Genomic DNA, 15,041 nt, shown 5'->3' with positions numbered 1-15,041 from the left:
CATGCGATGACGCTCAACCTGAAGATGCCGGACATCCGGGAACTGAAGCCGCGGATCACCGTCTTCGGCGTCGGCGGCGCCGGCGGCAACGCGGTCAACAACATGATCGAGGCGGGCCTCGTGGGCGTCGACTTCGTCGTCGCCAACACCGACGCGCAGGCCCTGACCCTGTCGAAGGCCGAGCGCATCATCCAGATGGGCGTGCAGGTCACCGAAGGCCTCGGCGCGGGCTCGCAGCCGGAAGTCGGCCGCGCGGCCGCCGAAGAGGTGATCGACGAGATCCGCGACCACCTCTCGGGCGCCCACATGGCGTTCATCACCGCCGGCATGGGCGGCGGCACCGGCACCGGCTCCGCGCCGGTCGTCGCCCGCGCGGCCCGCGAGGCCGGCATCCTCACGGTCGGCGTCGTCACCAAGCCGTTCCACTTCGAAGGCATGCGCCGGATGAAGGTGGCCGAGGCCGGCATCGAGGAGCTGCAGAAGGCGGTCGACACCCTCATCGTCATCCCGAACCAGAACCTGTTCCGGGTCGCGAACGAGCGCACCACCTTCGCCGACGCCTTCGCGATGGCGGACCAGGTGCTTTATTCGGGCGTCGCCTGCATCACCGACCTGATGGTCAAGGAAGGCCTGATCAACCTCGACTTCGCCGACGTCCGCGCGATCATGCGCGAGATGGGCAAGGCGATGATGGGCACGGGCGAGGCCTCCGGCGAGAAGCGCGCGGTGCAGGCGGCGGAAGCCGCCATCGCCAACCCGCTGCTCGACGACGTCTCGATGAAGGGCGCCCGCGGCCTGCTGATCTCGATCACCGGCGGCAACGACCTGACCCTCTACGAAGTCGACGAAGCCGCCACCCGCATCCGCGAGGAAGTGGACTCCGAGGCCAACATCATCCTCGGCGCGACCTTCGACGAGAGCCTGGAAGGCATCATCCGCGTGTCGGTCGTCGCCACCGGTATCGACCACATCATCGAGGCCGGCCAGGTCTCGGCGGCGGAGCAGCGCATCGCCGAGCTGACCAGCCGCTTCAAGCAGCCGGCGCCCGCGACCCGCAGCCCCGAGCCGCAGACGCTGCCGACCTTCCGCGCCCCGACGCAGCCCGCGCCGCAGGCCTACGAGGCGCCGCAGCACCACGAGGAGCCGGTCTACGAGGCCCATTACGAGCAGCAGGCGATCGCCGCGATCGAGGACGTCACCATCCGTCCGGCCGCGCCGAAGCCCGCCGTTCCGGAGCCGCAGGTCCAGTCCTACGCCCCGGTGGAGGAGGAGCATCACGACCAGCCCTACATCCCGCCGCAGGCCGAGCGCGCCCGTGCGCCGCGGATGCCGCGGGTGGACGAGCTGCCGCTGCCGGCCCAGGCGCAGATCCGCGCCAGCCGCGAGCCGGCCGCCGAGCAGGCCGCGCCGGACCGCAAGCGCATGACGCTGCTGCAGCGTCTGGCGAACGGCCTCGGCCGGCACCAGGAGGACGAGCACGAGGCGCCGCAGCAGGCCTACGCGCCCGAACGCGCCCCGGCTCCCGAGCAGCCGGCCCGCCGTCCGCAGGCGACTCCGCAGGCGCCGGCCTACCGCCCGGCCCAGGGCGGTCTCGACGCCCACGGCCGCGCTCCGGCCCCGGCCCATCCCCGCGGCCTCGAGGACGACCAGCTCGAGATCCCGGCGTTCCTGCGCCGTCAGGCGAACTGAAGACTGGCCGTCGGCGTCGAGTCGACGCTGAAGGAAGAGAATCTCCGGCCCGGGCGGGAACGCCCGGGCCGGAGCCGTGCGTTGGGCGTGGATAAATCTTCCCGATCAATGCCTTAGGGCTGTTACAAAGCGAAAAGAACCTTGATTTGGTTGGGGTGTCCGCCCGACCTACTTTGCAGCGCATCACAGGTGTCCGGGCTCCCGGACGATGAACTGCGGCGCTCGACCGTCGCAGGCGGCCATGCCTCCCAACGGCCGCAGGTGCTCAAGGACAGTGTTTCATGTATGCGCATCAGACCACGCTCGCCGGAACGGTCGCCCTTTCGGGCGTCGGCGTTCATTCGGGCGCGCCGGTCTCCCTGACGCTCGATCCGGCCGACGCCGGGACGGGCGTCGTGTTCGTCCGCGTCATGCCGAACGGCGACGAGCGTGAGATTCCGGCCAGCCACGCGCTGGTCAACGGCACCGAACTCCAGACCGTGCTGGGCGACCCGTCCGGCGCGTCGGTCTCCACCACCGAGCACCTGCTCGCGGCGGTCCGCGCGCTCGGGCTCGACAATGTCCGCATCACGGTCGACGGTCCGGAGCTGCCGATCGCCGACGGCTCCTCGCGGCCGTTCGTCGAAGCGATCGAGAGCGTCGGGCTCAAGGCGCAGGCCGCGCCGCGCCGGCTGATGAAGATCCTGAAGCCTGTCCGCGTCGAGCAGGGCCGCGGCTTCGCCGAGCTCGCGCCGGCGCCGCAGGGCTTCCACCTCGACGTCGAGATCGATTTCGCGAGCGACCTGATCGGGCGCCAGCGCATCGCGCTCGACCTGACGCCGGGCAGTTTCCGCACCGAGCTCGCCGGCGCGCGCACCTTCGGCTTCCTCAAGGACGTCGAGCGGCTGTGGGCGGCGGGCTTCGCGCGCGGCTCCTCGACCGACAACACGGTTGTCCTCGGCGAGGACCGGGTGCTGAACCCGGAAGGCCTGCGGTTCGCGGACGAGTTCGTGCGGCACAAGGCGCTCGACGCCGTCGGCGACCTGGCGCTCTCGGGCGCGCCGCTCGTCGGCCGGTTCCGCTCGTTCTGCGGCGGCCACAGGCTGAACGGCGCCGTGCTCGGCGCGCTGCTCGCCGATCCCACGGCCTACGCCATCGTCGACGCCGAGGCTCCCGCCCGGCGCGAGCGCGGCGACGCGCGCCGGCCCGCGCTGGTCGCGAATCCGGCCGTGGCCTTCGGGCATCGCGCCGCCTGACGTGTTCCCCATGCATCGGCCGGTCGCGCCTTGGCGCGCGCCGGCCGATTCGGCTATAGACTGCATCGCGGCCGTCTGTTTGATGACGGCTTCGTGGTCGCGCCGACAGGGGCGGCCGTTCGGGGAATCAATGCCGGTTCAGACGCTCGAGAGGCCTTCGATGTCGCTGCGTACGCCCTCACACCCGTCTTCCGCGCGGGGGCGCGGACTGAGGAGCGCGCTGCTTCTCGCCGTCGCTCTGCCGCTCGTGGCGCCGCTGGCCGGCTGCTCCTACTTCAATTCCAACAAGGAAGAGTTCGCGCCTGACGAGCCCGCCGACAAGCTCTACAACGAGGGCCTCGGCTACCTGAACGCGGGCTCGTATGACGAGGCGAAGAAGAAGTTCGCCGAAGTCGACCGCCAGCACCCCTACACCGAGTGGGGCCGCAAGTCGGTGCTGATGACGACCTACGCCAACTACCGCAGCGGCAACTACACGGAAGCGATCACCAACGGCAATCGCTACGTCCAGCTTCATCCGACCAGCCCTGACGCGGCCTATGCGCAGTATCTGATCGGCATGTCCTACTACAATCAGGTTCCGGACATCAGCCGCGACCAGGAGCGCACCGCCAAGGCGATCGCCGCCTTCGACGAGGTGCAGCGCCGCTGGCCGGAGAGCGAGTACGCCGCCGAAGCCCGCAAGAAGATGCAGATCGCCCGCGACCAGCTCGCCGGCAAGGAGATGCAGGTCGGGCGATTCTACCTCGCGCGCCGCGACTACACCGGCGCGATCAACCGCTTCCGCGTGGTCGTGAGCCAGTACCAGCAGACGCGCCACATCGAGGAGGCGTTGCACCGCCTCGTCGAGGCCTATCTCGCGCTCGGCATCGCGGCCGAGGCGCAGACGGCCGCCGCGATTCTCGGCCACAACTTCCCCGACAGCGAGTGGTACAAGCGCTCCTACGCGCTGATGAACCAGGGCGGCGTCCAGCAGGCCCAGGAGAACACCGGCTCCTGGATCAGCCGCGCCTTCCGCGGCGTCACCGGCTGAGGCGAACAGCGCTCGCGGAGTAATCCCGTGCTCGCACGGCTTTCGATCCGCGACATCGTCCTGATCGACCGGCTCGACGTCGATTTCGACGCCGGGCTGTCGGTCATGACAGGGGAGACCGGCGCGGGCAAATCGATCGTGCTCGACGCGGTCTCGCTCGCGCTTGGCGGCCGTGGCGACGGCGGGCTCGTCCGCGAGGGCGAGCAGCAGGGGCAGGTGACCGCCGTGTTCGACCTCGCGGTCGACCATCCCGCGCGCGCCCTGCTGCGCGAGCAGGACATTCCCGACGACGGCGACCTGATTCTGCGCCGCGTGCAGGCCCGCGACGGGCGCACGCGCGCCTTCGTCAACGACCAGCCGGTGAGCGCCAACGCGCTGCGCGCGCTGGGCGCGACGCTTGTCGAGATCCACGGCCAGCACGACGATCGCGCGCTGGTCGATCCGGCCGCGCACCGCGCGCTGCTCGATGGCTTCGGCGGTCTCACGGCCGAAGCCGCGGCCGTTTCCGAGCGCTGGCGGCGCCGGCGCGCGGCCGCGAAGGCGCTCGAGGAGCACACGGCGCAGGTCGAGGCGGCGCGGCGCGAGGCCGACTTCCTGCGCCACGCCAGCGATGAGCTCGCCGCGCTCGCTCCGGAGCCCGGCGAAGAGCAGGCGCTGGCCGAGCGCCGCTCCGCGATGATGCGGGCGGAGAAGGCGGCGGAGGACTTGAACGAGGCCCATGAGGCGGTCGCCGGCGGTTCGTCGCCGGTCACCACCATCGCCAACGCCATCCGCCGGCTGGAGCGCCGCGCCGCGGCCTCGCCCGAACTGGTCGAGCCCGCGATCAAGGCGCTCGACGCGGCGCTGCTCGCGCTCGACGAGGGCGAGGCGCATCTCAAGGCCGCGATCGAGGCGACCGCCTTCGACCCGCGCGAGCTGGAGCGGATCGAGGAGCGGCTGTTCGCGCTGCGCGCCGCCTCGCGCAAGCACGACACGCCGGTCGACGGGCTCCCGGCGCTCGCCGCGCGCTTTCGCGACGAGCTCGCGGCGCTCGACGCCGGCGAGGAGCGCCTGAAGGTCCTGACGGAAGAAGCCCGCGCCGCCGAGCAGGCTTACGCGGAAGCCGCCTCGGCGCTGAGCGGCCGGCGCCGCGCCGCTGCGGCGACGCTCGACGCCGCGGTCATGGCGGAGCTGCCGGATCTCAAGCTCGAGCGCGCCCGGTTCATGACCGAGATCGCGACCGATCCGTCTCTCGCCGGCCCCGACGGCGTCGACCGCGTCGAGTTCTGGGTCCAGACCAATCCGGGCACGCGCGCAGGTCCGCTCGCGAAGATCGCCTCCGGCGGCGAGCTGTCGCGCTTCATGCTGGCGCTGAAGGTGGCGCTCGCCGATCGCGGCTCCGCGCCCACGCTGGTGTTCGACGAGATCGACACCGGCGTCGGCGGCGCCGTGGCGGACGCGATCGGCGCGCGGCTCGCCCGGCTCGCCCGCGCAGTCCAGGTGCTGTCCGTCACCCACGCCCCGCAGGTGGCGGCGCGCGCCGACCGGCATTTCCTCATCTCCAAGGCGCAGGCCGCGGGCGAAGTCCGCGTCGCGACGCGGGTCGCCGGCCTCGGCGCGCCCGAGCGGCGCGAGGAGATCGCGCGCATGCTGGCCGGCGCCTCGGTGACGGAGGAGGCGCGGGCCGCCGCCGCGCGCCTGCTCGAAGGCGCGGCGTGATGGCGGATCCGACAGGCGGCGAGCTTCCGCCGTCGCTGCCCGACGCGGCGGCCGAGCACGCGCGGCTGGCCGACGAGATCCGCGGGCACGACAGGCGCTACTATCAGGACGACGCGCCCACGGTCTCCGACGCCGCGTATGACGAGCTGCGCCGACGGCTGGAGGCGCTGGAGGCGCAGTTTCCCGAGCTGAAGACGCCGGACAGCCCGACGGAGACGGTGGGCGCTGCGCCCTCCGACGCCTTCGCCAAGGTGCGGCACGCCGTGCCGATGCTCTCGCTCGCCAACGCCTTCTCCGATGAGGACGTGGCCGAGTTCATCGCCCGCGTCCGCCGCTTCCTCGACCTGAAGCCGGCGCAGGAGCTGCCGGTCTCGGCCGAGCCCAAGATCGACGGGCTTTCGGCCTCGCTGCGCTACGAGAACGGCCGGTTCGTGCGCGGCGCGACCCGCGGGGACGGGACGGTGGGCGAGGACGTCACGCCGAACCTCCGCACCATCGCCGACGTGCCGGACCGCCTGACGGGCGCCGACGTCCCCGACGTGATCGAGGTGCGCGGCGAGGTCTACATGTCCCACGCCGACTTCAGGGCGCTGAACGAGCGCCAGACCGAGGCCGGCAAGCCCGTCTTCGCCAATCCGCGCAACGCCGCGGCCGGCAGCCTGCGCCAGCTCGACCCGAAGATCACCGCCGAGCGTCCGCTCCGTTTCTTCGCCTACGCCTGGGGCGAGGCGAGCGCGGTTCCGGCCGACACCCAGAAGGGCATGGTGGACAAGCTGCGGAGCTGGGGCTTCGCCACCAACGAGCTGATGCGGGTGTTCGCGACCGCGGAGGAGCTGATCGCGCATTACCACGCGATCGAGGAGCGGCGGGCGAGTCTCGGCTACGACATCGACGGCGTCGTCTACAAGGTGGACCGGCTCGACCTGCAGCGCCGCCTCGGCTTCGTGTCGCGCAGCCCGCGCTGGGCGATCGCCCACAAGTTCCCGGCCGAGCAGGCGACGACCGTGCTCGAAGGCATCGAGATCCAGGTCGGCCGCACCGGCGCGCTGACGCCGGTCGCGAAGCTCAGGCCCGTCACCGTCGGCGGCGTCGTGGTCTCGAACGCGACGCTCCACAACGAGGACGAGATCGCCCGCAAGGACGTGCGCGTGGGCGACACGGTCGTCGTCCAGCGCGCCGGCGACGTCATCCCGCAGGTCGTGCGGGTGACGGACCCCGACCGCGAGGGCAGGGGTCCGGCGTTCGCGTTCCCCCGTGAATGTCCCGTCTGCGGCAGCCACGTGGCGCGCGAGGAGGGCGAGGTGGTCTGGCGCTGCACCGGCGGCCTGATCTGCCGCGCGCAGGCGGTCGAGCGGCTCCGGCATTTCGTCTCGCGCAACGCCATGGACATCGAAGGCCTCGGCGAGAAGCAGATCGAGGCGTTCTACGAGGCCGGCGAGGTGCGCGAGCCCGCGGACATCTTCACCCTGAAGGCGCGCGACGAGCAGCCCGGCCGGCTGACCCGGCTGAAGAACCGCGAGGGCTGGGGCGAAACTTCCGCCGCAAACCTGTTCGCCGCGATCGAGGAGGCCCGCTCGCGCGAGGTGAACCGGGTGCTCTACGGCCTCGGCATCCGCCACGTGGGCGAGATCAACGCCAAGCGGCTGCTCCGCCACTTCGCCACGATCGACGCCCTGCGCGAGACGGCGCGCGCCGCGACGCCGCCCGATCCCGCGGTCAAGGGCGACAAGGGCGACGACGCCTGGCGCGAGATGATCGACATCGACGGCGTCGGCGCGGTGGTCGCGCAGGCCGTGGTCGACTTCTTCCAGGAGCCGAAAAACGACCCGCCGCTCGACGCCCTGCTGAAGGAGCTGACGCCGTCGCCGATGCCGGCGGCGGCCTCCGACACGCCCGTCGCGGGCCTCACCGTCGTGTTCACCGGAACGCTCGAGCGCATGACCCGCGACGAGGCCAAGGCCATGGCCGAGCGGCTCGGCGCCAAGGTGGCGGGATCGGTCTCGAAGAAGACCGATCTCGTCGTCGCCGGCCCCGGCGCGGGCTCGAAGCTCGCCAAGGCCAGGGAGCTCGGGATCGAGACCCTGACCGAGGACGAATGGCTCGCGCGCGTGGGCGAGGGCGGGTGACGGCCGGGCTGCGGGAGGTCCGCGACGGACTGAGGGACATCGCTCCCGCGGCGATCGCGGCGATTCCCATCGGCTTGCTGTTCGGGGCGCTGATGGCGTCCAAGGGGCTCACGCCGGCCGAGGTGGCGCTGATGTCCGGCTTCGTCTGCGCCGGCGGCGCGCAGCTCGCGGCGGTCGAGCTCTGGGTCCATCCCGCGCCGATCCTCGCGCTGGCGGTCTCGACCGCGCTGATCGACGCCCGCCACGTGCTGATGAGCACGTCGCTCGCCCGCCGGACCGGGGCCTTCGCCTGGTGGCAGAAGATGCTCGGCTTCTATGTCATGTCCGACGAGAACTGGGCGCTCGGCGAACGCCGCGCGGCGGAGCGGACGCTGACGCCGGCCTACTTCATCACCATGGGCGCGACGCTCTGGATCAACTGGGTGACGACGACCACGCTCGGGGCTATCGGCGGCGCGATGCTCGGCGATCCCGGAATCTACGGCGCGGACTTCGCCTTCACCGCGCTGTTCATCGGTCTCGCGGCGGCCTTCGTGCGCGGGCCGGGCGGCATGGCGGTGGTCGCCGCGAGCGGGCTCGCCTCGGCGGCGGCCTACCTCGGCGTCGGCGCGCCCTGGCACGTCGCGGCCGGCGCAGCCGCGGGCGTCGCGACGGCCTGCGCGCTTGCGGGCGAGAACGAGGAGGGAGCGCTCGCATGAGCGTCGATCCCTGGACCCTGCTCGCCATCCTGGTCATGGCGTCGATCACCTACGCGACCCGGATCTCGGGCGTGCTGCTCGGGGGACGCCTCAAGCTCAGCCCGCGGGCGCAGGCGGCGTTCAACGCGGTGCCGCCGGCGGTGCTGGTCGCGCTGATCGCCCCCTCCGCGCTCGCGACCGGCGGGGCGGAAACCATCGCCGCGCTCGCCGCCGCCGTGGCCGCGACGCGACTGCCGCTGCTCGGCGTCATCGCGGTCGGCGTGGTGACGGTCGTCGCGCTGCGGGCGTTCGGACTGTAGGAAATGTGAACTTCCCTCCGACGCCCCGCGCCCCATGTCAGCGCCCATGACCCGCCGCACCGCCTTCCTCGCCGCCGCGCTCCTAATCGGCTCCCTCGCTCCCGCCGCCGCCCAGGAGGCGCGCGACAAGCCCGGGAATCCAGTCGCGCTGCCGGCCGACGCCGGCGCGCGCGAGACGGCGGTCACCGCCGACGACACGCTGACCTACACGGCGCGCGTCGAGGCGGTGCCGCTCTATGATCCGAAGGGCGAGAAGCAGGCCGAGGTGGTCGTCACCGCCTACACGCTGGAGCGGACGAAGCCGGACGACCGGCCGATCACCTACCTGTTCAACGGCGGGCCGGGCGCCGCCTCCGCCTGGCTGAACTTTGGCGGCGTGGGGCCGAAGCGCATGCCCTTCGGCGCCGCCGGCAACGCGCCGTCCGACGTCCCGAAGCTGGTCGACAACGCCGAGACCTGGCTCGCCTTCACCGACCTCGTCTTCGTCGATCCGGTCGGGACCGGCTACAGCCGCACTGTCGGCGGCGCCGACGCCAAGGAGTTCTGGTCGATCGACGGCGACGCGGAGACGCTGTCGCGCGTGGTCGCGAAGCATCTCGCCGCGAAGAACCGGCTGATGTCGCCGGTCTATCTCGCGGGCGAGAGCTACGGCGGCTTCCGCATTCCGCGCATCGCCCGGCAGTTGCAGTCGCGCGACGGCGTCGGGGTGCGCGGCCTCGTCGCGATCTCGCCGGTGCTCGATTTCGCGATCCGCGACGGCGAGCAGACCTCGCCGATGCCGTGGGTGACGGCGTTGCCCTCGCTCGCCGCGACCGCGCGGGAGAAGAAGGCGCCGGTCCAGCGCGCCGACCTCGCCGACGTCGAAGCTTACGCCACCGGCGAGTTCATGGCGGACCTCATAAAGGGGCCGCGCGACGCGGCCGCCGTCGAGCGGCTCTCGGCGAGGGTCGCGGAGCTGACGGGGCTCGATACGGACGTCGTGAAGCGGCTCGGCGGCCGCGTCGACATCCGCACCTTCGCGCGCGAGATCCACCGCGGCGAGGCGCGGGTCGGCTCGCTCTACGACGCCAACGTCACCGCCTTCGATCCGTTTCCCTCCGCCGCCCGCGGCCAGTGGGAGGACCCGATCCTCGACGGCGCGCTCGCGCCGCTCACTCGCGCGGCGGTCGACTTCTACCACCGCGACCTCGGCTACCGCGTCGACCGCCGCTACGAGCTGCTGAGCTCCGAGGTCCACCGGGGCTGGCGCTGGGGTTCGGGCCAGTCGCTGCCGGAATCCGCCACCGCGCTCCGGGAGGCGCTGGCGCTCGATCCGCATCTCAAGGTGCTGGTGGCCCATGGCGCGACCGACCTCGTCACGCCCTACATGGAATCGAAGCTGGTGCTGGACCAGTTGCCGGCGTTCGGGAGCCCGGACCGCGTGAAGCTGACGGTCTATCCCGGCGGCCACATGTTCTACAGCCGAGACGCCTCCCGCGCCGCCTTCACCCGCGACGTGAAGGCGCTCTATGGCGCCGAGGAGTAGGAGCGACCGCCTCTGACGCCAGCCGGTCCTCCTCACGGCTAACCTTCGTCATGGTCCGGCTTGACCGGACCATCCATGTCCGACGTGGAGTTCGACGTCGAAGATGGGTCCTCCGGAAACTCGAATGTTTTCGAGTTTCCCCTCTCGCAGTGGTTCAGATCGGCCGAAGCCGATCTGAACGCAAGCCGGAGGACGACGAGGCTCGTTCGGCAAGGTTTGGGCGGGGGCCGATATCCAACGCCGTGGGCATGACGTCGTGGCGAGGCTTCCGCGACGGCCGCCAGCCTCACTCCGCCGCGTGGGCCGTCTCCGCCGGCGCCTCGCCGAGCCAGGCCGCGAGGTCGGCGCGGGCGCGGTCGGTGAGCATGCGCTTCTTGGCGACGGCCTTCTGGGCGCCGCGCGGGCGCGAGCCGTCGGGCAGGCGCAGCGCGCCCTCCACAGGCGGGAACAGGCCGAAGTTCACGTTCATGGGCTGGTAGCTCTTCGGGCCCTCGCCCTCGACGCCGATGTGGCCGCCGGTGATGTGGCCGAGCAGCGCCCCGAGCGCCGTGGTGGCGGGCGGTGTCCCGAAGGCGCCCCCGAGCCGTTCGGCCGCGGCGAAGCGGCCCGCCAGCAGGCCGATCGCCGCGCTCTCTACATAGCCCTCGCAGCCGGTGATCTGGCCGGCGAAGCGCAGCCGCGGCTCGGCCTTGAGGCGCAAGCTCCCGTCCAGCAGCTTCGGGCTGTTCAGATAGGTGTTGCGGTGCAGGCCGCCGAGCCGGGCGAACTCCGCGTTCTCCAGCCCCGGAATGGTGCGGAACAGCCGGACCTGCTCCGCATGGCGCAGCTTCGTCTGGAAGCCGACCATGTTGTAGAGCGTGCCGAGCGCGTTGTCCTGGCGGAGCTGGACCACGGCGTAGGGCTTTACGGTCGGATTGTGGGCGTTGGTGAGGCCCATGGGCTTCATCGGCCCGTGGCGGAGGGTCTCGGGCCCGCGCTCCGCCATGATCTCGACGGGCAGGCAGCCGTCGAAATAGGGAGTCGAGGCCTCCCAGTCCTTGAACGACACCTTGTCGCCGGCGACCAGCCCCGCCACGAAGGCCTCGTACTGCTCGCGGGTCATCGGGCAGTTCACGTAGTCCGCGCCGGTGCCGCCGGGGCCGACCTTGTCGTAGCGCGACTGCCGCCAGGCCACGCTCATGTCGATCGAGTCGGCGTGGACGATGGGCGCGATCGCGTCGAAGAAGGCGAGCTCGCCCTCGCCGGTCAGCCCACGCACGGCCTCCGCGAGCGAAGGCGAGGTGAGGGGGCCGGTCGCGACGATCACGCTGTCCCAGTCCGCCGGCGGCAGGCCGGCGATCTCGCCGCGCTCGATCGTCACCAGCGGATGGGCTTCGAGCGCGGCGGTGACGGCGGCCGAGAAGGCGTCCCGGTCCACCGCCAGCGCCCCGCCGGCGGGCACCTGGGCTCCGTCCGCCGCGCGCATGATGAGCGAGCCGAGCGCCCGCATCTCCTGATGCAGAAGGCCGACCGCGTTCTGCTCCGCGTCGTCCGAGCGGAAGGAGTTGGAGCAGACGAGTTCGGCGAGGCCGTCGGTCTGGTGCGCGTCGGTGCGGCGCCCGGGCCGCATCTCGTGCAGCACGACGGGCGCGCCGGCTTCGGCGATCTGCCACGCGGCCTCGGAGCCGGCGAGGCCGCCGCCGACGACATGAATGGGGGAGGTCTGGTCTGTCATCGCGGGACCCTAGTCGCGCGCCGCCACGCGGGCAACGCAGGACGCCGGCGTCCGCGCGCGTCAGGCTCCAAACGCCGTCTTTCCCGGTCGCGGCGCGGAGAGCCTGCGGGACGGCGTCGGACATTCCCTGTGGGGATCGGCGTAAATATCTGAGATTTCTTCAATTTCTCGCGCCGGAGAGACCCCTCCGGAATTGGCTTTCCCGATCGGAATCGTCTAGTTTGCCGGCGCTAGCAAACGACCGAAAGCGTTCCAGTCTTGGCCGATTCCACCGATCCGACGTCCGGCGGCCCCTCCGACATCAAGCCGGTGTCCATCGCCGACGAGATGCGCCGCTCCTACCTCGATTACGCCATGAGCGTGATCGTGGCGCGCGCGCTTCCCGACGTGCGCGACGGGCTGAAGCCGGTGCATCGCCGCATCCTGTTCTCGATGAACGAGAACGGCTATTTCCCGGACCGGCCTTACCGCAAGTCCGCCCGCGTGGTCGGCGACGTCATCGGTAAGTACCACCCGCACGGCGACCAATCGATCTACGACGCGCTGGTGCGCATGGCGCAGGAGTTCTCCATGCGCCTGCCGCTGGCCGACGGCCAGGGCAATTTCGGCTCGGTCGACGGCGATCCGCCCGCGGCCATGCGCTACACCGAGATCCGGCTGGCGAAGCCCGCGATGGCGCTGCTTGGCGACATCGACGAGGACACGGTCGATTTCCAGGACAACTACGACGGCTCCGAGAAGGAGCCGACCGTCCTCCCGGCCAAGTTCCCGAACCTGCTGGTCAACGGCGCCGGCGGCATCGCCGTCGGCATGGCGACCAACATCCCGCCGCACAATCTGGGCGAGGTCGTCGACGCCTGCGTCGCGTTGATCGCGGAGCCCGACCTCGATCTCGAGGCGCTGCTCGCGATCGTTCCGGGGCCGGACTTCCCGACCGCGGCCCGCATCCTCGGCCGCAGCGGCATTCGCTCGGCCTACGCCACCGGCCGCGGCTCCGTCGTCATGCGCGCCAAGGTCGACGTGGAGGAGATCCGCAAGGACCGCGAGGCGCTGATCGTCTCCGAGCTGCCCTATCAGGTGAACAAGGCCACGCTGGTCGAGAAGATCGCGGAGCTGGTGCGCGACAAGCGCGTCGAGGGCGTCTCGGACCTCCGCGACGAGAGCGACCGGCAGGGCATGCGGGTCGTGATCGAGCTGAAGCGCGACGCGGTCGCCGATGTGGTGCTGAACCAGCTTTTCCGGTTCTCGTCGCTGCAGACCACCTTCGGCGTCAACATGGTGGCGCTGAACGGCGGCAAGCCCGAGCTGATGAACCTCAGGGACGTGCTGACCGCCTTCATCGCGTTCCGCGAGGAGGTCGTCAGCCGCCGCACCAAGTTCCGCCTCGGCAAGGCGCGCGACCGGGCGCATGTGTTGGTGGGCCTCGCGATCGCGGTCGCCAACATCGACGAGGTGATCCACACCATCCGCACCGCGCCCGATCCGGCGACCGCCCGCGACCGCCTGATGGACCGGGACTGGCCGGCGATGGACGTGGCGCCGCTGATCGCGCTGATCGACGATCCGCGCCACAAGCTGGCGGAGGACGGCACCTACCGGCTCTCCTTCGAGCAGGCGCGCGCCATCCTCGAGCTACGGCTCGCCCGCCTCACCGCGCTCGGCCGCGATGAGATCGCCGAGGAGCTCGACAAGCTCGCGGCCGAGATCTCCGACTATCTCGACATCCTGCGCTCCCGCGAGCGGGTGCAGGCGATCGTGCGCGAGGAGCTGCTGGCGGCCAAGGCCGAATTCGGCACGCCGCGGCGCACGGAGATCCTCGATTCCGACGCCGATTTCGAGGACGAGGACCTGATCCAGCGCGAGGACATGGTCGTGACCGTGTCCCACGCCGGCTACGTCAAGCGCGTGCCGCTCGCCACCTACCGGGCCCAGCGGCGCGGCGGCAAGGGCCGCTCGGCCATGTCCTTCCGCGAGGAGGATTTCGTCAGCCGCCTGTTCGTGGCCAACACCCACACGCCGGTGCTGTTCTTCTCCTCGCGCGGACAGGTCTACAAGGAGAAGGTGTGGCGGCTGCCGCTGTCGGCCCCGCAGGCGCGCGGCAAGGCGCTGGTCAACATGCTGCCGCTGGAGCAGGGCGAGCGCATCACCACCATCATGCCGCTCGTCGAGAACGAGAGCGAGTGGGCGAAGTACGACGTGATGTTCGCCACCTCCGGCGGCACCGTGCGCCGGAACAAGCTGTCCGACTTCGTCAACGTGAACCGCTCCGGCAAGATCGCGATGAAGCTCGACGAGGGCGAGGCCATCGTTGACGTGCAGATCTGCACCGAGGACGACGACGTCCTGCTCACGACCTATCGCGGCCAGTGCATCCGCTTCCCCGTGACCGACGTGCGCGTGTTCAAGGGCCGCGACTCCGTCGGCGTGCGCGGCGTGACGCTGGGCAAGGACGACAACGTGATCTCGCTGTCGATCCTGCGCCACTTCGAGGCGACGCCGGCGGAACGGCTCGCCTATCTCCGGCGGGCCAACGCGGTGCGGCGCGGGCAGGGCGAGAGCGGCGTGGACGAGGCGACGGAGGTCGAGGACGGCGTGGAGGCCGACGCGGCCGACATCGAGCTCGGCCAGGACCGCTACATCGCCATGAGCGAGGCCGAACAGTTCATCCTGACCCTGTCGGAGAACGGCTACGGCAAGCGGTCGTCCTCGTTCGAGTACCGGGTCACCGGACGCGGCGGCAAGGGCATCGTCGCCATGGTGACGACCGGCCGCAACGGGCCGCTGGCCTCGTCCTTCCCGGTCTCCGACGGCGATCAGATCATGCTGATCACCAATGGCGGCCAGACCATCCGCGTGCCGGTCGACGGCATCCGCATCGCGGGCCGTTCGACGCAAGGGGTGATCGTGTTCAACACCGCCGAGGGCGAGCGCGTCGTGTCGGTCGAGCACATCGCGGAGGAAGAGGACGCGGCGACCTCGGAGGACGAGGGGGAGGAGTGAGCGCTCGCCGACGGCGCCCAAACC

At 71.2% G+C, this 15,041-nt stretch carries 10 protein-coding genes; 9 read left to right on the top strand and 1 reads right to left on the bottom strand.

Annotated elements, in window-relative coordinates; all coding sequences use genetic code 11:
• Positions 1 to 6 precede the first annotated feature (6 nt).
• From ftsZ to ACFSCV_RS03815, 8 genes are all read left to right on the top strand, one after another.
• Positions 7 to 1,689, top strand: a complete 1,683-nt coding sequence (gene ftsZ, locus ACFSCV_RS03850; RefSeq protein WP_378797177.1) for a cell division protein FtsZ — start codon at positions 7 to 9, stop codon at positions 1,687 to 1,689.
• A gap of 281 nt (positions 1,690 to 1,970) precedes the next feature.
• Positions 1,971 to 2,924: a UDP-3-O-acyl-N-acetylglucosamine deacetylase gene (gene lpxC / locus ACFSCV_RS03845; RefSeq protein WP_378797175.1), complete on the top strand. Its 954-nt coding sequence runs from the start codon at positions 1,971 to 1,973 to the stop codon at positions 2,922 to 2,924.
• 160 nt (positions 2,925 to 3,084) lie between these two features.
• Positions 3,085 to 3,957 carry an outer membrane protein assembly factor BamD gene (locus tag ACFSCV_RS03840; protein WP_378797173.1) on the top strand — a complete coding sequence of 291 codons (873 nt, stop codon included), beginning with the start codon at positions 3,085 to 3,087 and terminating at the stop codon, positions 3,955 to 3,957.
• 27 nt (positions 3,958 to 3,984) lie between these two features.
• On the top strand, positions 3,985 to 5,655 hold the full coding sequence (recN, locus tag ACFSCV_RS03835) for a DNA repair protein RecN (RefSeq protein ID WP_378797171.1): 1,671 nt from the start codon (positions 3,985 to 3,987) through the stop codon (positions 5,653 to 5,655).
• A complete protein-coding gene (gene ligA, locus ACFSCV_RS03830) occupies positions 5,655 to 7,781 on the top strand; it encodes an NAD-dependent DNA ligase LigA (RefSeq protein WP_378797169.1) in 2,127 nt (708 codons plus the stop codon). The genes recN and ligA overlap by 1 nt, the downstream gene beginning before the upstream one ends.
• On the top strand, positions 7,778 to 8,479 hold the full coding sequence (locus ACFSCV_RS03825; protein ID WP_378797167.1) for an AzlC family ABC transporter permease: 702 nt from the start codon (positions 7,778 to 7,780) through the stop codon (positions 8,477 to 8,479). The genes ligA and ACFSCV_RS03825 overlap by 4 nt, the downstream gene beginning before the upstream one ends.
• Entirely contained in the window at positions 8,476 to 8,778 is a 303-nt protein-coding gene (locus tag ACFSCV_RS03820; protein WP_103121495.1) for an AzlD family protein, read from the top strand. The genes ACFSCV_RS03825 and ACFSCV_RS03820 overlap by 4 nt, the downstream gene beginning before the upstream one ends.
• A 46-nt stretch (positions 8,779 to 8,824) precedes the next feature.
• The gene (locus ACFSCV_RS03815; RefSeq protein WP_378797165.1) at positions 8,825 to 10,303 is read left to right on the top strand and encodes a S10 family peptidase; all 1,479 of its coding nucleotides are present in this window, start codon (positions 8,825 to 8,827) and stop codon (positions 10,301 to 10,303) included.
• A 286-nt stretch (positions 10,304 to 10,589) separates the two neighbouring features.
• Here the strand turns inward: ACFSCV_RS03815 and trmFO are convergent, their stop codons facing one another.
• Positions 10,590 to 12,017 carry a methylenetetrahydrofolate--tRNA-(uracil(54)-C(5))-methyltransferase (FADH(2)-oxidizing) TrmFO gene (trmFO, locus tag ACFSCV_RS03810; protein ID WP_378797163.1) on the bottom strand — a complete coding sequence of 476 codons (1,428 nt, stop codon included), beginning with the start codon at positions 12,015 to 12,017 and terminating at the stop codon, positions 10,590 to 10,592.
• 258 nt (positions 12,018 to 12,275) lie between these two features.
• Here trmFO and gyrA point away from each other — a divergent pair, with 258 nt between their 5' ends.
• Positions 12,276 to 15,017: a DNA gyrase subunit A gene (gene gyrA / locus ACFSCV_RS03805; RefSeq protein WP_378797161.1), complete on the top strand. Its 2,742-nt coding sequence runs from the start codon at positions 12,276 to 12,278 to the stop codon at positions 15,015 to 15,017.
• Positions 15,018 to 15,041: the final 24 nt, after the last annotated feature.

This window comes from Methylopila henanensis (assembly GCF_042681025.1).
In the GTDB taxonomy this organism is placed as follows: domain Bacteria; phylum Pseudomonadota; class Alphaproteobacteria; order Rhizobiales; family Methylopilaceae; genus Methylopila; species Methylopila henanensis.
Note: the sequence above shows the minus strand (reverse complement) of the source record. Positions and strands in the feature narration are given on the sequence as shown.